This is a genomic window from bacterium, from assembly GCA_036382775.1.
Lineage (GTDB): Bacteria > Hydrothermota > Tepidihabitantia > SM23-42 > JAOAFX01 > DASVHD01.
In genome coordinates, this window is record DASVHD010000026.1 from 26,318 (window position 1) to 46,769 (window position 20,452).

General features: G+C 53.2%; 19 protein-coding genes. 14 read left to right on the forward strand and 5 right to left on the reverse strand.

Annotation, left to right across the window (positions count from 1 at the left end):
* Nucleotides 1-79: 79 nt before the first annotated feature.
* From VF399_04435 to VF399_04500, 14 genes are all read left to right on the forward strand, one after another.
* Nucleotides 80-1,297, forward strand: a complete 1,218-nt coding sequence (locus VF399_04435) for a bifunctional 3,4-dihydroxy-2-butanone-4-phosphate synthase/GTP cyclohydrolase II (protein ID HEX7319588.1) — start codon at nucleotides 80-82, stop codon at nucleotides 1,295-1,297.
* Between the two features lie 46 nt (nucleotides 1,298-1,343).
* Nucleotides 1,344-1,826, forward strand: coding sequence for a 6,7-dimethyl-8-ribityllumazine synthase (ribH, locus tag VF399_04440; protein ID HEX7319589.1), 483 nt, complete (start codon nucleotides 1,344-1,346; stop codon nucleotides 1,824-1,826).
* Nucleotides 1,827-1,878: 52 nt separating this feature from the next.
* Nucleotides 1,879-2,304, forward strand: coding sequence for a transcription antitermination factor NusB (nusB, locus tag VF399_04445; protein HEX7319590.1), 426 nt, complete (start codon nucleotides 1,879-1,881; stop codon nucleotides 2,302-2,304).
* Complete coding sequence (locus VF399_04450; protein ID HEX7319591.1) at nucleotides 2,301-3,029, forward strand: metallophosphoesterase family protein; 729 nt, start codon at nucleotides 2,301-2,303, stop codon at nucleotides 3,027-3,029. The genes nusB and VF399_04450 overlap by 4 nt, the downstream gene beginning before the upstream one ends.
* 130 nt (nucleotides 3,030-3,159) lie before the next feature.
* On the forward strand, nucleotides 3,160-3,681 hold the full coding sequence (locus tag VF399_04455) for a nucleotide exchange factor GrpE (GenBank protein HEX7319592.1): 522 nt from the start codon (nucleotides 3,160-3,162) through the stop codon (nucleotides 3,679-3,681).
* Nucleotides 3,659-5,590 carry a molecular chaperone DnaK gene (gene dnaK / locus VF399_04460; protein ID HEX7319593.1) on the forward strand — a complete coding sequence of 644 codons (1,932 nt, stop codon included), beginning with the start codon at nucleotides 3,659-3,661 and terminating at the stop codon, nucleotides 5,588-5,590. Before VF399_04455 ends, dnaK begins: the two co-directional genes overlap by 23 nt.
* Nucleotides 5,591-5,755: 165 nt before the next feature.
* Nucleotides 5,756-6,877 (forward strand): DnaJ C-terminal domain-containing protein, encoded by a 1,122-nt coding sequence (locus tag VF399_04465; GenBank protein ID HEX7319594.1) that lies wholly within the window; start codon nucleotides 5,756-5,758, stop codon nucleotides 6,875-6,877.
* Between the two features lie 15 nt (nucleotides 6,878-6,892).
* The gene (locus tag VF399_04470) at nucleotides 6,893-7,612 is read left to right on the forward strand and encodes an RsmE family RNA methyltransferase (GenBank protein HEX7319595.1); all 720 of its coding nucleotides are present in this window, start codon (nucleotides 6,893-6,895) and stop codon (nucleotides 7,610-7,612) included.
* 159 nt (nucleotides 7,613-7,771) lie between these two features.
* Entirely contained in the window at nucleotides 7,772-8,779 is a 1,008-nt protein-coding gene (locus tag VF399_04475; GenBank protein ID HEX7319596.1) for a rod shape-determining protein, read from the forward strand.
* Between the two features lie 4 nt (nucleotides 8,780-8,783).
* Nucleotides 8,784-9,596, forward strand: coding sequence for a rod shape-determining protein MreC (gene mreC / locus VF399_04480; GenBank protein HEX7319597.1), 813 nt, complete (start codon nucleotides 8,784-8,786; stop codon nucleotides 9,594-9,596).
* On the forward strand, nucleotides 9,593-10,012 hold the full coding sequence (gene mreD, locus VF399_04485; protein ID HEX7319598.1) for a rod shape-determining protein MreD: 420 nt from the start codon (nucleotides 9,593-9,595) through the stop codon (nucleotides 10,010-10,012). Before mreC ends, mreD begins: the two co-directional genes overlap by 4 nt.
* Nucleotides 9,997-11,715, forward strand: coding sequence for a penicillin-binding protein 2 (gene mrdA, locus VF399_04490; GenBank protein HEX7319599.1), 1,719 nt, complete (start codon nucleotides 9,997-9,999; stop codon nucleotides 11,713-11,715). The genes mreD and mrdA overlap by 16 nt, the downstream gene beginning before the upstream one ends.
* Nucleotides 11,702-12,877 carry a rod shape-determining protein RodA gene (gene rodA / locus VF399_04495; protein HEX7319600.1) on the forward strand — a complete coding sequence of 392 codons (1,176 nt, stop codon included), beginning with the start codon at nucleotides 11,702-11,704 and terminating at the stop codon, nucleotides 12,875-12,877. Before mrdA ends, rodA begins: the two co-directional genes overlap by 14 nt.
* A 123-nt stretch (nucleotides 12,878-13,000) precedes the next feature.
* Nucleotides 13,001-14,494 (forward strand): leucyl aminopeptidase, encoded by a 1,494-nt coding sequence (locus tag VF399_04500; GenBank protein ID HEX7319601.1) that lies wholly within the window; start codon nucleotides 13,001-13,003, stop codon nucleotides 14,492-14,494.
* Nucleotides 14,495-14,501: 7 nt separating this feature from the next.
* On the opposite strand, the gene VF399_04505 is transcribed toward VF399_04500, so the two are convergent.
* The 5 genes from VF399_04505 to VF399_04525 all read right to left on the reverse strand — a co-directional run bounded on the left by VF399_04505 (nucleotide 14,502) and on the right by VF399_04525 (nucleotide 20,428).
* On the reverse strand, nucleotides 14,502-15,545 hold the full coding sequence (locus VF399_04505; protein ID HEX7319602.1) for a DUF1028 domain-containing protein: 1,044 nt from the start codon (nucleotides 15,543-15,545) through the stop codon (nucleotides 14,502-14,504).
* Nucleotides 15,546-15,558: 13 nt separating this feature from the next.
* Complete coding sequence (locus VF399_04510; GenBank protein HEX7319603.1) at nucleotides 15,559-15,813, reverse strand: hypothetical protein; 255 nt, start codon at nucleotides 15,811-15,813, stop codon at nucleotides 15,559-15,561.
* A gap of 23 nt (nucleotides 15,814-15,836) precedes the next feature.
* On the reverse strand, nucleotides 15,837-17,243 hold the full coding sequence (locus VF399_04515) for an NADH-quinone oxidoreductase subunit L (protein HEX7319604.1): 1,407 nt from the start codon (nucleotides 17,241-17,243) through the stop codon (nucleotides 15,837-15,839).
* Nucleotides 17,243-19,735 carry a proton-conducting transporter membrane subunit gene (locus VF399_04520; GenBank protein HEX7319605.1) on the reverse strand — a complete coding sequence of 831 codons (2,493 nt, stop codon included), beginning with the start codon at nucleotides 19,733-19,735 and terminating at the stop codon, nucleotides 17,243-17,245. The genes VF399_04515 and VF399_04520 overlap by 1 nt, the downstream gene beginning before the upstream one ends.
* A gap of 87 nt (nucleotides 19,736-19,822) precedes the next feature.
* Complete coding sequence (locus VF399_04525) at nucleotides 19,823-20,428, reverse strand: 4Fe-4S dicluster domain-containing protein (protein HEX7319606.1); 606 nt, start codon at nucleotides 20,426-20,428, stop codon at nucleotides 19,823-19,825.
* Nucleotides 20,429-20,452 lie beyond the last annotated feature (24 nt).

Here is a 20,452-nt window from a genome sequence, read left to right on the forward strand (position 1 = left end):
GGTAATCATCGCAGCGACGGGTTTTTCTGTCGCTCGCTAAAAATCTTGACTTTCTTACGAATATCGATACAATATTGGAGTGATCGCTAAAATTGAAGAAGGGATCCGCGAGATCAGAAAAGGGAAGCCTGTGATCGTGGTCGACGATGAAGCCCGCGAGAATGAAGGTGACTTTATTGCGGCCGCCGAAAAAGTTAGCCCGCGTCTAATCAACTTCATGGCCGAGCACGGCCGGGGATTGATCTGCGTTCCGCTTACCCAGGACCGGCTGGAACAGCTTGACATACCGGTCATGGTCCAGGATAACACGGCGCTCCACGGAACGACCTTTACGGTCAGCGTGGACGCCATCAAGGGAACCACGACCGGGATCTCTGCATATGACCGCGCGAAAACGGTCAAGGCGCTGATCGACAAAAAAACAAAACCGTCAGACCTGGCCCGGCCCGGGCATATCTTCCCTCTGCGCGCAGCCCAGGGTGGTGTCCTGCGCAGGGCGGGTCATACCGAGGCCAGTATCGACCTTGCAAGGCTTGCCGGTTTTTACCCGGCGGGCGTGCTCTGTGAAATAATGGATGCCAGCGGCCACATGGCGCGGCTGCCACAGCTGGCACGGATCGCAAAGAAGCTGCGCCTGAAGATCATTACCGTGAAAAATCTCATTGAATACCGCCGCCGGAATGAAAAACTCGTCACGCGCGTACTTGCGACGCGTTTGCCAACAAAGTACGGCGATTTCTCCCTGATCCTTTATGAGGATACCCTGAACCACGACCACCATGTCGCCCTGGTATGCGGCGAGGTCGCGGGCAAGAAAGACGTGCTCGTACGCGTGCATTCCCAATGTCTGACCGGTGATGTCTTCCATTCGCTGAGGTGCGACTGCGGAGACCAGCTGGATATGGCGCTGAAGCTCATAGCAAAGAACAAAAACGGCGTTTTCTTGTATATGAGGCAGGAAGGACGGGGCATCGGTCTGGCCAATAAGCTTAAAGCATACCAGCTGCAGGACCAGGGAATGGACACGGTCGAGGCGAATATCGCATTGGGCTTTGCGCCGGACCTGCGCGACTACGGGATCGGCGCCCAGATCCTGGCCGATCTGGGTCTTTCGACCGTACGATTGTTGACGAATAACCCCAAAAAGATCATCGGTCTCGAGGGTTACGGGCTGAAAGTGACGGAACAGGTCCTGATCTTTGCTCCTCATAAGCAAAATCTGAGATACCTGAGAACTAAAAAGGAAAAACTGGGTCATCTCATACCGGAGGCCGTTTTCGACAATAAGGATTATTAGGAAACAGTTAGTAGCGAACTTTGTGCATAAACACGGGAGGCAACGAATGAAGGAAATTAAAGGAAGTCTGATCGGCAAAGGCAAACATTTCGCGGTCATCGTCTCCAGGTTCAACGAATTCATATCCAGGAAGCTGCTGGAAGGCGCCATTGATTGCCTGTTGCGGCACGGTGTCAAGGACAGCGAAATCGAGGTGTTCTGGACGCCGGGCGGATTTGAAATACCCGGACTCGCTAAAAGGCTCAAGAGTACGAAATTCGATGGCCTTATATGCCTGGGAGCGGTTGTCCGGGGCGATACGCCCCATTTTGACTACATCGCCAACGAGGTCACCAAGGGCATCGCCACACTGAACCTGGAACCCGGGCCTCCGGTCATATACGGCATAATAACGGCAGACACGACTGAACAGGCCATCGAGCGGGCCGGCACCAAGAAAGGCAACAAGGGATGGGACGCGGCAATGACCGCACTGGAAATGGCCGACCTCTATACCAAGATAAACGTAAAACCAAAAACCAAACGATGAACGCGGTCACGACAGGGGATCATCAGCAGCGTGATCTGGCGGACATGGCGCAATGAGCAGGCGGCGGGCGAGGGAACTGGCGCTCAGGATCCTGTACTGGCATGAACAGGGAAACGGGAAAATCGAGGACATCATGGAGCAGGTGCTGAGCAGCCGGAAATATTCGGCGGATAATAAAATCTTCACCACCACCCTGGTCAAGACGACCATTGATAACCTGGCCAGCATTGACCTTGCGATCGTCAAGGTATTAAAGAACTGGCAGCTTGACCGGGTATCGCTTATTGACAAGCTGATCCTCCGTATCGGCGTATGCGAGATCCAATACATTCCCGAAATCCCGTACGAGGTCGCGATCAATGAAGCCATCGAGATCAGCAAAAAATACGGTGACGAGGATTCGCCGAAGTTCGTGAACGGCATCCTGGACGCGATCGCCAGCGCAGCAAAGGGTGACCGCAAGGCAAAGGACCATTGAAAGCAGCGATCATAAGCGATATCCACTCCAATCTGGAAGCCCTGCAGGCAGTGTTGAAGGACATCAAGAAAAGGCGCATAAAGAGCATTTATTGCCTGGGTGATCTCGTCGGTTACGGCGCGAATCCCAACGAATGCATCGCGATCGTCAGTCAGGAATCCGACGCCACGATCGCGGGCAACCACGACTACGCGGCAGTCAATAAAACCGATATTTCCACCTTCAACCCGGTGGCGGCTGAGGCTATCAGATGGACGCAAAAAAAACTGACCGAAGATTCAAAAAAGATATTAAGCAAATTGCCACTCACTCACTCCACCGGCGATCTGCTGCTGGTGCATGGTTCACCCAACAAACCGGAGCAGTGGCACTACCTTTTTGCCCTGGATGATTTCCATCATCAGTTCAGTGCGTTTATGGAACAACTCTGCTTTGTCGGTCATTCTCACATCCCGAGCGCGGTTTTTCAGGATACGAACAGTTACACGGATTTCCTGAGGGAAAATCCTTTCCCGCTCCTGAAAAAAAGACGATATATCATCAATGTCGGGAGCGTTGGGCAACCCAGGGACCTTGATCCAAGAGCCTCCTACGCGATCTATGATGGCAATAATGATTCACTTGAGATCATCAGGGTGGAATATAACATTCCCCTGGCCGAGCAGAAGATCGTCAAGGCCGGCCTGCCCGAAGTGCTGGCTGAAAGGCTATCGGCCGGGAAATGAAAAGCTATCGGGTAAACCTTATTCTTCAGAAGTTGTCTAAAGTAATGGAAAATAATGTGTTTTTGCTGTTTTTACTGTTTTTACCATTTTTACCATTTTTACCATTTTTGCCATTTTTGCAGGAGTGGGCATGAAACATAAGGGTCCAGTATCAAAAATGAAAGAGGATCTATTGGAAAAAACAACGGAACTCAAGCAGACAAAGGATAAATACCTGCGGTCGGTCGCGGACATGGACAACTACCGCAAGCGCATGGACAAGGAAATGGATGAACATAAAAAATATTCGAAGGTCGATTTTTTTCTGAAAATCATTCCCGTGCTCGAGAATTTCGACCGGGCGCTCTGCGGTGCGGAGATGAACGAGGATTTCGAAAGTTTCCGAAAGGGTTTGGAGATCATAGATCGACAATTCAAGGAAACACTTAAAAGTCTGGGCTTGAAAGAATTCTCCGGCCTCGGTGAGACCTTTGATCCGGCAAAACATGAGGCAATCGCGGTCGTTACCGTAAACGACAAACCGGAAAATACCATCGTTGAGGAAATCAGCAAGGGGTATGTAGTCGGCGACCGCGTGATCAAACCTGCAAAAGTAATGGTTTCCAAACAAGTTGAAGGAGGACAAGAAAATGCCGAAAATAATAGGGATTGATTTAGGAACAACAAATTCGTGCGTTGCGGTCATGGAAGGCGGGCAGCCGGTCGTTATACCGAACCCCGAAGGAGGAAGAACCACGCCATCGGTCGTCGGTTTTACAAAATCGGGTGAACGCCTGGTCGGTCCGCTCGCGAAAAGGCAAGCGATCACCAACCCGACCAACACGGTGTACTCGATCAAACGGTTCATGGGCCGGAAGTTCAATGAAGTGCCGAAGGAAGCGAACCGCGTGCCTTTCAAGGTCGTCGAGCATCAAAACGGCGACGCCTGGGTCGAGGTCATGGACAAGAGCTATTCACCGCCCGAAGTTTCGGCCATGATACTTCAGTATCTTAAACAATCGGCCGAATCCTACCTGGGTGAGAAAATAACAAAGGCCGTCATCACAGTGCCGGCTTATTTCAACGACTCGCAGCGGCAGGCGACCAAGGACGCGGGTAAAATCGCCGGGCTTGAAGTTTTGAGGATCATAAACGAACCGACGGCTTCATCCCTGGCCTACGGGCTGGACAAGAAAAAAGCCCAGAAGATAGCGGTCTACGATTTCGGCGGCGGGACCTTTGATATATCCATCCTGGAAATCGGAGAAGGGGTTTTCGAGGTCAAGTCGACGAACGGAGACACACATCTCGGCGGTGACGACCTTGATGAACGCATCATGAACATCCTGGCCGATGAATTCATGAAAGAGCACAATAATATTGATCTGCGCAAGGATCTGACCGCTCTGCAGCGGTTAAAAGAAGCCTCGGAAAAAGCCAAATGCGAGCTTTCGACCGTCATGGAAACCACGATCAGCTTGCCGTTCATCGGTTCGGACGTCGACCGCACGCCCCTGCACCTTGAGATGAAAATAACCAGGGCCAAGCTCGAAGCGATCGTCGATGACCTGGTCCAGCGGTCCCTGCCGCCGTGCAAACAGGCGCTTCTGGACGCTAAGCTGACGCCGCAGGAGATCGATGAGGTCATCATGGTGGGCGGGCAAACGCGCATGCCCAAGATCCAGTCAATAGTCCGCGAGTACTTCGGCCGCGAACCTCACAAGGGCATCAACCCTGATGAGGTCGTTGCCGTCGGCGCCGCGATCCAGGCGGCAGTGCTGGGCGGCGATGTGAAAGATATTCTCCTGCTCGACGTCACGCCGCTAACGCTGGGCATTGAGACCCTTGGTGGGGTAATGACATCGATCATCCCGCGTAACACCACGATCCCGACAAAGAAATCGCAGATCTTCACGACCGCCGACGACAATCAGACCGCGGTCACGGTCACCGTACTTCAGGGCGAACGCACCCTGTCGCATCAGAACCGGGTATTGGGGCGGTTCGACCTGTACGGGATCCCGCCGGCGCCCCGTGGCATCCCCCAGATCGAGGTCTCTTTCGACATCGACGCGGACGGCATCTTGCATGTCTCGGCGAAAGACCTCGGTACCGGGAAAGAGCAGAAGATCCGGATCACGGCTTCGAGTGGCCTGTCCAAAGACGAAGTGGATAATATGGTCCATGAAGCCGAGGAGCATGCCTCCGAAGACCGCAAGCAAAAAGAACTGATCGATGCGAGGAACCAGGCGGATAGCATCATCTATTCCGTGGAAAAAACCCTGCGTGAGTACGGCGAAAAGATCTCGGTCGACGAACGCGGTGAGATCAGTAAAAAACTGGAGGTCCTGAAGAATAAGAAGGATTCGGCGGATATCAACGGCATCAAGCAGGCGATGGACGACCTCCAGCAGTCAGTGTACAAACTTTCGGAAGCCGTCTACAAAGGCTCAGCACAGGCCACGCCGGAGGCACCTACGGAACCTCCAAAAACCGAACCCAAACCGGAACCGCCGGGAGCGGGTGCGGACGGAGCAGATTATCGCATCGTCGACGAAGAGGGCAAAAATGATAAATCCTAAGCACAAAATGCTAATCTCCGCTTCGTGTCGAATACTCAGCATGAGACATAAACAAATTCAAAATACAAAATCATGCCGTTGTTTTGGATTTGGGTGATTGGGGTTTCGGTATTGTTTAGGATTTAGATATTCGAGTTTAGAATTTCATCTTCGCATAACGAAGATATGAAGAAGGATTATTACCAGACCCTGGGCATCAGCCGTAGCGCCTCGCCTGAGGAGATCAAGAAATCATACCGGGATCTGGCAAAAAAATGGCATCCCGATATGAACCCCGACAATAAAAAAGAGTCGGAAGAAAGATTCAAGGAAATATCCGAAGCCTACGAAGTGCTTATGGACTCCAAGAAAAAGGAACTATATGACCAGTACGGGCATGAAGGCGTCTCTCAAACGTTCGGTGGCGGCGGGTTCAAATGGGAAGACTTCACGCACTTCGATGACCTGCAAGGTATTTTCGGCAACTTGGGCGATATCCTCGGCGGATCGATGTTCGAAGATCTTCTTAGCGGCGGCTCACGGGCCTCTCAAACCCGCAGGAAACGGGGCGGCGACCTCCACGTGATACTGAGCGTCACGCTGGAAGAGATCTTTGCCTCCGCGCACAAGGAATTCAAATTCAACCGGTTTGAAGCCTGTCAGCCGTGCCATGGCAAAGGCGGGTTCGATTTTATGACTTGTCCCCGGTGCAAGGGAACGGGGCAGGTAAAGACCCAGGGCCGCAGCGTCTTCGGCATGATTTCCATGATGGTCTCGACCTGCCCACAGTGCCAGGGTAAAGGTGAGACTATCAAGAACCCATGCGTCAAATGCGGCGGGCAGGGCCGCATCCGGGCGTCCCGCACCATCGAGATCAAGGTACCGCTGGGTATCGCCACCGGTCAATACATCGTTCTGAAAGGTGAAGGTCATTATGCAACCGGCGGCAAAGGCGACATCATCGTCGAGTTTGAGGAAAAACCGCATGATTATTTTGAACGGCGCGGCGATCACCTTTATATCAGGATTCTGACGCCGTATTCGAAACTCATCGCGGGCGGCACCATCGATGTCCCCGGGCTCAACGGCGGCAAGGACACGATCAAGATCCCCAAAGGCACGAGCGCACCCGAGATCATCAGGGTCCGGGGCAAGGGCATGCCGCGCATACGCGGAGGTTTTGGCGACCTGTACGTGGAAATCGACCTGAAACCGCTGGAAACCACCGACAAAAACTTGAACAGCGTAATTGAGCAGTTAAAAAAATACGAAGGAGAACCAGCACCCAAAAGAAGGGCGTCGGAATAGACGATCCGATCGTTCATGATCCACCCCCACAATCTTCTTTACGCTCCGCCATCATGCATCACCAGCACTTCGATACTTTTCAGCGGCACGTACTGCCACTACATCACCGATGTGCTGCGGCTGCAGCCCGGCGACAGCATCCAGGTCACCGACGGCCGCGGTAAAGTCTTTGCCGCGTGCATTTCCTCAACGACGAGATCAAAGGTCCTGGCGAGCATAACCGCGCAGTCGGTCATTGGACCACCAGCATCGGTCCGCGTCGACATTGCCTTCGCGCCGATCAAAGGCAGCCGCAACGACCTTATCATCGAAAAAGGCACCGAGCTTGGGGTACGGAGATTTATGCTTTTCCCCACCCGGTTCTCCGTCGTTAAAAACCCGGGGGCTGCAAAAGTCAAACATCTGGAGCGGATCGCGGTCTCGGCCATGATCCAATCCCAACGGTTTTACCTGCCATCCGTGGAATTAATAAAAAAAACAAAATCCCTGGTACAGGAATTTTCGCAGTATGACCTCGCGCTCCTCGGCGACCCCTCCGGATCCCGGGAGATCCCCGGCGGCAAAAGGTCGCTTTTATGGATCGTCGGGCCCGAAGGCGGGCTGGCGCCTGAGGAAATAAACCTGTTCCAGGATCACGGCGCCGTACCTGTTTCCCTGGGGTCTGCCCGATTGCGCAGCGAGACCGCGGCACTGAGCGGCCTGGTTAAGATCCTGGTCGCATACCAGAGCCTATAACTATATCGGGTGAGGGACCGGCACGCTCCCGGAGTTATGCTACCCGGGCACAACACATTATTGACTTTTCACCGAATATCAATATCATATATTTAAACAGGAGGACGTTCAGTGGCATTTACAATTGGATCATTTTTTCGATCGATAAAGGGTTATTTTATGAGTGATATCGCCATCGATCTGGGTACCTGCACGACTTTGATCTATATCAACGACCGCGGCATCGTGCTCAATGAACCGACCGTGGTCGCGATCGACACACGGAGCAAAAAGTATCTAGCCGTCGGCGATGAAGCAAAAAAGATGCTGGGCAAAACGCCCGAGAACATCAAGGCGATCAGGCCCATGAAGGACGGGGTAATCGCCGATTTCGAAATGGTGGAACTGCTCTTGCGCGTATTCATAGAGAAGGTCCAGAAAAAAAGACTGCTCACGAGGCCACGGATCATCATCTGCGTTCCCTCAGGCATTACCGAAGTGGAAAAACGCGCTGTTCGCGATTCTGCCGAAGCCGCCGGCGCCCGGGAAGTATACCTGGTCTCGGAACCAATTGCTGCGGCCATCGGCATTAACCTGCCGGTCCACCTCCCCACCGGCAACATGGTAATCGACATCGGCGGCGGAACCACGGAGATCGCTGTTATAGCGCTCTCCGGCATCGTCACCAACAACTCGATCCGGGTGGCCGGCGATGAAATGGACGATGCCATCGTTCAATTCATAAAAAAGAATTATAACCTCATCATCGGCGAACAAACCGCGGAAGAGATCAAGATCGCGATCGGCAACGCGTTCCCGACCGAGGAAGATAAGACCATCGAGGTCCGGGGCCGCGATCTCGTAGTGGGGATCCCCAAGACCATAAAATTCACCAGCCATGAAGTCCGGGAAGCCATCCAGGAACCGCTTTCCATGATCATTGAAGCGATCCGCTTGACCCTGGAACGGACCCCGCCGGAACTGGCGGCCGATATCGTGAACGCGGGCATTTATATGACCGGCGGCAGTTCCATGCTCCGCGGGTTTGACGCGCTGATCAGAGAAGAAACCAACCTGCCGGTCACCGTGGCGGAAGAACCGAACAAGGCGGTCGTGCTGGGCGCGGGCCGGATTCTGGAGGACATGCCTAAATTTGAAAAGGTGATCCTGAGTTTGAAACGAGAGTAGTTATTTGTTACGCAATCAACTCGTACTTTCCATCTGCCTTGCCTTCATAGCGATCATTCTCATGCTGGTCAATGATCAGGCGAGCCTGAATATCTCGGCCGAGCTGTCGCCGTTCCTGCTTTTTCCGCTAAGAACTGCGGGCAGCTATATCCAATTCCTGTCCGTATCCCGCAGTCGCATCAATGACCTCGAGATCCAGATCAGCGAACTGGGCCTGGAAAACACCCGGCTTAGGAAAAAGCTGCAGACCGACAGCGTTGAGCTGGTCCCATCGGCGTACCGTTTCATTACGGCGCACATCATAGGTCGGGATCCGTCGGATTTCAACGGTTTTTTGTATATCGACAAAGGCAAAAAAGACAGCCTTTACGCCAATCAACCGGTGGTCATCGCGGGCCGGCTGGTCGGCAAGATCAAACAAGTCGGCGGCAACTACAGCATCATCGAGACGATCGAAAATAGGAATATTGCGATCAGCGCATTTGACGGACGGTCCGGTATCAACGGCATCGTCAGATACCACGACGGGCTGAGCCTTGATTACGTGAAGATCAGCGATGACATAACTGCGGGAGACTCGATATACACGTCGGGGATGAGCGAGACCTTTCCCCCCGGGATACTGATTGGGAGCGTGGCGAGCACATATGAAACCGGCAACCTTCTTTTCAAAAGTGTGGAATTGACGCCCGGCATCCAGATCAACCGGCTATACTACGTCCACATCCTGGTCCAGTCAGAAAGTACAAGCATGCCGGATCAGGTCATCATTGATATCAGACCAACCAGAGCTCCCGAGCCGAACTCGAACCCATGAGATATATCGCTTATATCGCGCTACTGTACCTGTTCTTGCCGTTAAACCACCTGCTTGACCTGGTAACGGTCATGCTTTTTTTCATCATCTTCAACGAAAATGATTGGTTCGCCATTCTATTTTCATTCTTTGCCGGCCTGCTCATCGACCTTTACAATCCGACATTCCTCGGTCTCAATGCGCTCACCTATACCATTCTGGCGCAGGTCCTCCTGTATGTCAAACGATTCGTGGCCCGGGATCTGATCACGGTCCTCCTTGCTTTTGCCGTATTTTTCCTGCTGAAGGTGATCCTGGTCACGGTCGTTACCGGAAGTAAGATCACGCCGGCTCCGCTGATCCTCACGGTTGCAGCCTGCGTGCCTTTGTATCTTACGGCGAATAAACTCGTGTTTCGCACATGGCTGAGGCACTGAAAAGGTTCCGGCTGGTCAGATTTGCGCTTTTCTTTTTTTTTGGACTGATCCTCGTTTTCAGCATCCGCCTTCAGGTCATCGATGGTAGAAAATATTACCGGCTGTCAGAAGAAAACCGCATAAAGAAAAAGTTCGTGCCGGCGCCGCGCGGTATTATCTATGACCGCGAGGGCCGCGTGATCGCCAATTCACGACCGGGTTTTTATGTATCGGTCATACCGGCGCTGGTGGATGACCAATCGCTGAGCGCACTCGCTCGGATCCTGAAAATCGAGCTGACGGCGATTAAGGACAAGATGGCAATGGAAAAAAATCCCTATATTTCGGTCAAGATCGCACATGACATCGAGTTTGGACAGCTTTCGATCATTGAAGAGTTACACGAAAACCTGACTGGCGTAGAGGTCGGGGTTGAACCAGTGCGCAACTACCCGTATAAGGCCGCGCTCGCGCATCTGATCGGGTATGTCGGCGAAGCCACTTCAAAAGAATTGAGATCGACGGACGATTACATCATCGGTGATTACATCGGCCGCATGGGCATTGAAGCGCAGTATGAAAGTAAACTTAAAGGCACCAATGGCATTGAATATATTGAGGTCGACGCCCGAGGCCGGGAGGTCGGCGATGTGCTTGACAAACGGCCAGTCCCGGTCATTCCCGGGAACGATCTTTATACCACGATCGACCTGGCGCTTACCGAGTCCACCGCCACTTACCTGAGCGATTATGAGCGCGCGGCCGCAGTAGTCATCGTCCCATCGACGGGCGAAGTGCTGGTATTGTATTCCAAACCGGGATTCGATCCAAACGGCTTCATCCATGGCTTGCGATACGATGAATGGCAGTTGTTGTATAACTCCCCGGACGCGTGCATGTACAACCGCGCGATCATGAGCTGCTACCCGCCCGGTTCCACGTTCAAGCCTTTTGTCGCCCTGTCGGCGCTCGATGCCGGCATGGTGACAGAAAACCGGTACTTCGAATCTTGTGCCGGTTCATACCGGCTGGGGAACCGAAGGTTCGGCTGCTGGAAAAAACATGGCCGCCTGCCCCTGGTAGACGCCATCATCCAGTCGTGCGATGTTTATTTTTACCAGCTGGGCAGGTTCACGGGCGTGGACACGATCGCTTCCCGGTCGGCAGCCGCCGGTTTCGGAAAAAAGACCGGCATCGATCTGCCCCAGGAGAAAGCCGGGATCATGCCGGACCGCGCGTGGTTTGTTTCGCGCTATACGAAATACTGGACCGAAGGTCACGTGCTGAATCTGAGTATCGGGCAGGGTGACCTCCTTGTCACACCCTTACAATTGGCCTGTTCTTATCTGGTCTTTGCCAATGACGGCACGATACCGATACCGCATCTTGTTCTGGGGGCAAAATCGATGTTTCGCAAGACCGGTTTATCCCGCGAGGCCATAGAGGTGGTGAAAAAAGGATTGTTCGGCGTCGTAGCCGCAGGCACCGGTGTCCTGGCCCGCGTCGAAAATATCGAGGTGGGAGGGAAAACCGGAACCGCCGAGAATCCACACGGGGACGACCATTCACTGTTTGTCGGTTATGCTCCGGTCGAGCATCCCGATATTCTGGTCTGCATAGTCGTCGAGAATGCCGGACACGGCGGCAGCGTCGCAGCGCCGATCGCCGGACGGATCATGAAAGTATATTTCGCTAACAAGGACAGCGTTCATGGGTCGAACTGACACGCGGATCATATTCGCCGCCGTCATCCTGTCGATCATTGGACTGGTCATGATCTTCTCGACCGGCGGTCTCAACGCGCTGCTCAAGCAGAGTATCTGGCTGGGCATATCGCTGGCAGTCTGCATTGCCTTCGCGCGGATCTCGCCCCGCTTCTGGATCGCCCTGTCACCGTACGTCTATTTCGTGGTTGTGGTTCTGCTGCTGCTAATATTCTTTGCTTCCAGTGGTTATCCCCGGCGCTGGTTCCATTTGGGAGAAATATCGATACAGCCGTCGGAGTTCGCGAAGCTGGGCACTATTATCTTCCTCGCGGCATATCTGGCAAGGCAGAAAAAATTCGAAAAGTTCACTCATATGCTCATACCACTGGTCATCATCAGCCTGCCGGCGGCACTGGTTTTCGTCGAACCGGATCTGGGCGCAGCCCAGATATTCTTCCCCATTTTAGTGGTCATGTTTTTCTGGGCGGGGATGCCTGGCGCCAAGATCTTCATTTTCTTCTCGCCCTTGCTGTCGGCCATCGCCAGCTTTTCCATCTACCTATGGGTCGTCTACATCGCCGGCTTCGTAGTGTTTTTAGCGCTGAGGAAAAAACTGAGTGACCTGGTGTACGGCCTGATCACCAATCCTCTTGCCGGCCTCATGATGCCCGTCATATGGAACTCTCTGAAGGTATACCAGCAGAAAAGGATCATCTCTTTTCTCGCGCCCTGGCTCGATCCGCGCGGCATGTCATGGCAGGTGATCCAGTCCAAGATCGCGATCGGTTCAGGACGCATCCTGGGCAAAGGATTCCTGGCGGGCACGCAGAAAAAATTCGAATTCCTGCCGGAACGGCACACGGATTTCATATTCAGCTGCATCGGCGAGGAATTCGGCCTGATCGGCATCATCGTGGTACTCGCGCTATACACTTTCATGCTGTACCGGATCCTGGATCTCGCCCAGGAGGCGAGAAACAGATTCGCGAGCATATTCACCATCGGCGTTTTCACGTGGTTCGCTTACCAGACCGTCATCAATACCGGCATGACCATGGGGCTCCTGCCCATCACCGGCGTACCCCTGCCGTTCATCAGTTACGGAGGGTCCTCGCTCCTGGCGTGTTTCCTGGCGGTCGGCATGCTGCTCTCCATATCTCGCACCAGACTGGAGTATTAGGATTCGGTTCCGCTGCCCACCCATTGACGAACCACCATTTACGGATATAATGCTTCCACGTCTATACCATTCGTTTTATTCGTATTCTTTCATTCGGTTAATTCGTAATGAAAAGGAGTTTAAATGAAAATTAAGGTCGTCAATAAATCCATTCTTGATTTTGACGGGGATCTAGTGATCGTGAATCTTTTTGAAGGCGTGAAAAAACCGGGCGGTGCCACCGGCGCCGTCGACCGGGCAATGGGCGGTGCCATTTCCAGGGCAATAAACAATGGCGAGATCACCGGGAAACGGGGCGAAACGCTCATCATCCACACGCTGGACAAGATCAAGGCGCGACGGGTCATGGTCGTCGGTCTGGGTAAACCGAACGCCTTTGGGCTCGAAAGCATCAGGAAAGCGGCCGGCGCTGCTGCGCTTGCGGCGAAAAAGGCACACCTGAAAACGATCGCCATGATCGTTCACGGTGCCGGCATCGGCGGTATCGATCCGGAGCAAGGCGCACGCGCCGCGGTCGAAGGCACGATCCTTGCTCTGTATGAATTCACCGAATACAAAAAACCGGAAATGACCGGTATCGGATCGATATCCATCTTCGAAAGCGACCGGGGAAAGTATCCAGCGATAAAGCACGGCGTCGAGACCGGCCGGATCATCGCGGAAGCTCAGAACACAAGCCGTGACCTGAGCAACGAACCGGCGAATAACCTGACGCCCGTCCTCCTGGGGCGACGGATCAAAGCCTTTTTAAAAGAGCAGCGCCTGGATAAAAAGATCGCCTGCACGATCCTCGGACCCAGGGAACTGGCGCTCAAACGTTTGGGCGCGCTGCTTTCGGTCAGCCAGGGCAGCGATCATGAACCCCAATTCATCACTCTGCGATACAAAAAATCCGACCGCCCCTTGATCTGCCTGATCGGTAAGACCGTAACGTTCGATTCCGGCGGGATCTCGCTTAAGGATCCGGAAGGCATGCAGCGCATGAAGGGCGACATGTCAGGCGGTGGCGTGGTCTTCGCGGTCATGGCGGCACTGGCCAGGACCGGTTCAAAGGTCAATGTTATGGCGTTGATCCCGGCGGTCGAGAATATGCCTTCCGGAAGCGCGTCGCGGCCCGGTGACGTGGTGCGGGCGATGAACGGCAAGACCATCGAGATCATCTCGACCGACGCCGAAGGCAGGATGACGCTGGCCGACGCGATCTGCTATGCAGAATCCCGGGGGGCAAAGGTCATCGTTGATATCGCCACCCTGACCGGCGGTTCAATGATCGCTTTTGGCGATATCACCGCTGCGGTCATGGGCAATGACGCGCGGCTAATTGAGAAACTGCTTACGATCACCCATGAGACCGGCGAAAGGATGTGGGAACTGCCGCTCTTCGAGGAATACGAAGAAAAAATAAAAAGCGACGTCGCCGACCTGAAGAACTCAGGCGGTCGTGGCGGAGCGCCGATCACCGCTGGCATCTTTCTCAAGGCATTTGTCAAGGACGCACGCTGGGTGCACATCGATATCGCCGGCAAGGAATTCGCCGATTCCGAAAGATTTTATCAGCCAAAGACCGCGACCGGCTTTGGTGTCAGGACCCTCTTCGAGTTCTGCCGCCAGATTTAACGAACGGTTATTTGGTCTTTTCCCCGCTTTTTGCCTGTTTGTATTTCTGCAGCTGTTTCTTCAAATACTCGCTCGTTGGTTCAAGCTTAAGCGCCTGCTGTTCCCATTTTACAGCGTTCGAATAATCACCGGCTGAGTAGTACGCTTCAGCGACCGTGTCCATGATGTTCGTGTCTTCGGGTGCCAGCGCGTTGGCATCAAGCGCCAGACTGATGGCCTTCTCGGGCATGACCTTGCGAGTGGCCAGTGCCCAGGCCAGCGAATTATAGACTTCCGCGTTGTCGACTTTTTCCTGCGTCATGCGGTCGATGATCATAAGCGCGTATTCGGTCTCCGCGGCACCGCCGTTGTCGAGGTAACTTTCAACCACGAAATTACTTTCCCACAGGTTATACAGCCGGTCCAGTTCACTGACCGCGGCGGTATCGTCGTCCACGTGAAGATCGACCAGCCGGTCGTATTTTCCTTGATACCCGCCTTTTTCCTTGACCACCAGGATCGCGGCCGACTGCCGGCCCCGCTTATCCCCGCCGGCATTATCGCCCGCTTTCAAAGCGCTCATTATCCGGCGCGCCAGCGGACCCGGCGTTTCCAGGAAAGCTTTTTCCATGGACAAAACCACATCCTCGGAAACAAGGATATTTCCCTGGACCGAATAGTACTCGCCGGTCCGGTGACCGGCCCAGGCATTGGCGCCCTTTCCTGTATAAGCCGCGACCTGACCGTCTTTATCGATGATCGCCACCTGCCGGTCATCCCTGCCCGAATCTGCTTTTAACAGCGAATCAAGAGCGGCCTGCGCCGTAAAACCACTGGCCAGCAATTCTAAGCCATTAACTCCGTAATCGATATTCGCCAGCGCCTGGGTGGCGATCGCGCCGACGTTGATTTTTGCCCACGGCACGATGTACCCGACCGCGAAAACCCGGGAAGCGACACCCACCCCCGATTCCTTCGTATCCGGGTCATACGCGACTATCGAGAATGTGGCAAAAGCGAAATTTGCAACGAACAAAACAGCCGTCAGTGCTGCTGTCGTCCTGCGATCCATGGATCCTCCTTTGCTATGTTTTTAGCGGTTTCAATATTTTTTCAAGTTCATCCACGTCTGCGCATGCCAGCTTTTGGGCATCAGGATATTTCGCGAAAAGCACTGGCGTCACAGAATTGACCTTCTTGTCCGTGGTCTGTGCCGAGAGGATTACGGCGATCAAGAGTTCGAAATTGCTTGTATGGTCAAGTTCGATCTTCGGTTGGGGAAAATGTTTTACCAAACCGGAAAGCATGAAAGTGGCAGTCAAGTTTATTTTTTTGATCATACCCTGTGGAGCGTAATAGAAGGTTATCTTAGAATCTGCTGGGTTATGTTAGCGATCATGTCGACCGGGTAGCGGAGCAATCCGACGGTCAAAAGCGAGAGGATTCCGAGGATGACCACCACCAGCGACATCAGGTCAAATTTTCTGCCTGCCTTAAGATCAATGGGCACCCCCATAAAAACGATTGTCCAGAGACGCATCATGTACAAAATACTTAAGACAGCGGCAAGCCCAATGCCCAGCGCGACAAAAAGATTATGCTGCTGGAGGGCGCCAAGGATGATCAATACTTTGGCAAAAAATCCGCCAAAGGGCGGAATGCCCATTATGGATAGCGCACAAAGCAGAAAACCAAAACCATCAGCGGGGAAGAGTCTTGCCATTCCGCGTAATTTCCTGATATCGCGTTCCTTCGCATAATGATCAATAACGCCGACGCCAAGGAACAATCCTGCCTTGGCGATACCATGTGCTAAAATGTAAAAAAGAGCGCCCGCGACCGCGGCCGGATTGCCTAATGTAAAACCGATCAGGATCAATCCGATCTGGCTGATGGTGGAATAAGCGAGGATGCGCTTCATATCGTTTTCCACGAGCGCAGCGCAGGCCGTCACTATCACGCCGATCAGAAGCAGCACCAGGAAAAACCCGTTGAACCCTGGCGGCAAGACCAGGGCGGTGAGAAAGATCCGGGCGAACGCGAACGCCCCGATCTTGACAAGGACTGCGGCATGCAGCAGGGCGGTGACCGGTGTCGGTGCGACGCCGGCGTCCGGCAGCCAGGTTTGTAAAGGCACCTGAGCGGATTTAGCGATTATGCCGATGACTATCAGTAAAGCCACGCCGAATGTCGGGACCACGCCCTGCAATTGGGTAAGGTTTAAAGTATGTGTCTTTTGAAAGAGAAGTTCGAAACCGATGAGCATGCATGCGGAACCAGCGATCGTGATGATAAAAGCCTTATCAGCGTTCACTAAATGCTGCGGTTCGTTGCGATGATGCCCGATCAAACGCCAGGAGCAGATGGCGGTCATTTCCCAGAATATGTACATGAGTATCAGGTTGCATGAGTAGACCAGCCCCATCATGGAACCGATAAAGAGCAAAACAAAGTAGTAGTACTCGCTTTGATGCTCATCGTCCCTCATATACCCGATCGAATAGATCACGATCAGCGCTCCGACCAAAGAAGAAACAAAAGCCATGAAAGACGACAGCGCGTCGGCCCTGAGGAAGAGGTCGAATCCGGGGATAAAAGGCACATGCCATGTATAGACATTGCCAAGCAGGTTTTGGGCAAGACGCAAAACCGAAAGAAGACACGTAAAGGCAGTGATCGCCACCGCCAGCGCCCTTTGGACACTACGCCAGCGGCCGAAGCAAAGGACAATGAAAGCGCCCAGGATCGGAATAAGTATCGTCGCGATCATCAACCCGGACCTCCGATCGATCCGAAATACCCGATCACATTACCGGCCTGAAAAGCCAGCAGCACGCTGACGATGATAAGGACAACGACCAAGAACTCTTCTATACCATACCGTTTCCGCGACTGGAGCACCGCGGGGCCCAAGAAGACCTTCCGGATCACGCGCAAGAACGCGACAAGGTTCAATAGGCTGCTTAAACCGATCATGCAGACAATGGACCCGTTGCCTTCGAAGAGCGACGTGGTCATATATTTGCCGAGGAAATTGGAACTGGGAGGAAGCGACGATAACATCAAACCACCGACAATGAACCCAACCGACATCACACCCGCGTTGTTAACCAGTCCGGTTATCTCCTGGACCTTGCTTTTGCCTGTCAATCTGAACGCCGTCTTGATGCCCATGGCGACCAGTAAAATCGCGACGACTGAATTGCACGTTTGCAGAAGACCGACCGCCAGGCTATGGCTGTAACCCAGCATGACAAAGCCGCATTGTCCGGCCGCGATCGCGAACAGGAACTTGTTAAGATTGTTTTCAGTGACCGCGATAAGCGGCCCGCCGACCAGAAGCAGCAGGGCGAAGACCTGCAGATCGAATATAGAACCCGTGGTTATGTAACCCAGCAAGGGCACAACCAAAACGATCAAACCCCATAAGACCAGCGACTTCAAAGTCGAGCTCAGGAGCCTGACCGTTTCCGCGATAACATAATTGAGCTGGTCGACAACGCGGTCGACGTACTTGAATACTATCGCCGCGGTTCCTTCGGCAAATTTCAAGAGCAAATTAAAGAGATCGTATACGCCGGCGGCGCCCTTTTCGTAAAGCATAGGCAGGTACTTTATATGCTTTATCGAAGAATAAAATTCGGTACCCGGAATCCGGGCTTCTTCACCTTCCATGATCTCGCCGCCGACAAAGATCCGGCTTTGCCTTGGTTTCAGGGCAGTGCCGGACAGGAAGATGATAAAACCGATAACGAGGGCTATAATTATGAGCATAACGGCGATCACCGGCGACCAATACCCGGAGCTCTGTATCGCGAAGGGCAGTGACGGCGCGATCAGGAACTTCATGGGGATCTGTGCCGCGAATATGCCAAAGACGATGCAGAAAAAAGCCAGAATCAGAGATGGTGCGACCAATTCGAAGCGGTTTTCTTTCACGCCATCGAATTCCTTGGGACGGCTACCCAGGAAAACCGAATGGATCATCTTCAGAAAAGAAGCGAGGGTCAAGACGCTGCCGAACATCGCGGCGATCAAGAATATCGGCCAGATAACAGTTTCCCGCGATAACTGGACTACGCCCTGATAAACCATCCATTTTGAATAGAAACCATTCAAGGGCGGGACACCGGAAATAGCCAGCGCGGCCACTATGAACGACAAAAAAGTCAGCGGCATTTTATTTCCCAGTCCGCCAAGTCGCTCCAGATCCGTGGTCTTTGTTCGATATTCAACACTCCCAGTTGATAGAAACAAGCAGGCTTTGTAAATCGTGTGATTGATCATATGGAATAATCCGCCGGCGATCCCGATGGGGATGCCCGTGCCGATCCCCAGGACCATATAACCAACCTGGGAAACCGCGTGGAACGACAATAATCGTATTGCTTCCTTCTGGATCATCGCCATCATCACGGCGGCGACGATCGTCACCGAACCGATGATCATCAATAGCAGCCTTAAAGGCATTGAACCGTGCAGGTCAAAAACAAAATAGGAAACCCTGATCAACATGTAGATGCCGAGCAGTTTATCAAGGCTCGCGGGGATGAAAGCCATCGTTGGCGCAGGGGCGACCTTGGCAGCTTCAGGAATCCAGCTGTGCAAAGGCATAGCGCCCGCCTTAGCAAGGATGCCGATAAGTATCAGGATATAGGCAAAGACCGCGAGGGGCTGATCAAGGCGCAAGGGATGATTTAAGGTCATCGTGGCAACGCCAAATTTTACGAATATCAAAATAAACCCAAGGATCAAGAAAACATCAGAGATGCCGATGATAAGAAACGCCTTTTGAGCGGCTCCTGAAGGGTCCTTGCGGGCAACCATCATCATCGCATAAAGCACCACTACCAGGAAACCCCAGAAAAAAACCAGCATGAATGGACTGTGGGAAAGCGCCGCGCCGTTGGCCGCCGCCAGCGTCAAAAGAATGTAAAAAACGTAGAAACGGCTCCCCGGATATCCGTGAAGGAATGATGGCGAATAAAGCGCCAGCAAGGCGGCAAAGGCTGAACAGCCCATGATGATGAAACTGCTCAAGGCATCCGCGTAGAGAGCCAGCGATAAACCGTAGAGGTTCATGATTTCGAACGAGAAGGGCGCCAGCCGAGCGGCGAGAAAGATCCTTATGGTCAGATAAAATACAAAAAGCGCAGCGCCAAGTCCCACCGCTCTCCTGATCGGCTTGATCAGAGCGAAGAAAGAGCATATTGCCGGAACGAGGATGGTCAGGATAAGGAGGGAACCGTTCGGGTCATTCATGCATCCACCTCGATCTTTGGAAACAGAGGCGTTCAGTCTTCATGAACGAATCGATTATATTCATATGCCGTGAGCTGTCAAACATATTCAGTATCCCCAGATCTCGTGAAGGTAGACGCTGCGCCGGCATGCCGGGCAAAGGAATCTGAGATGCTCGCTTCGGTACGGCGCAGCATCCTTGTTTCTGGGCAGATTCTCCTCGCCGTATTCCTGCGATAAAACCAGGAACAAGGTCGGGTTCGCGTAAGCAAGCTCGCCAACCCGGTGCGCGATCCACAGCAACTGCGCGCGCGTTGTGATCACGGTCCCGCAGCGCTCGCAGAGGATCAGCTCTTTCTCGATCGAGTTGGTGTAGCCATCCTTTGTTATCTGTACCAGGTCATATTCCTGGGTGTGCCGTATCCCATCTTTGGTCGTGCAGTACGCGACGCACTGGCCGCAGTACACGCACCGCTCCTGGTAATGGATCTCGCGTCTTATTTTTTTCGTTCTATTGTCTTCCTGAGCCCGGGCATTGGCCGGGCAAACTTCAACGCAGGCACCGCAGAGAATGCATTTATCAAGATCGAATTCTATCTTTCCCCTGAACCTTTTCTGCGCGGGCGATGGCTTTCCGGGGAATTGGCTCGTATAAGGTCCTTTGAATATCGCTTTGATCGCCTCGATCAGTTCTCTTATCTTAGGCTTGCGCATTTTTCCCCCAGATCATTTCTCTTG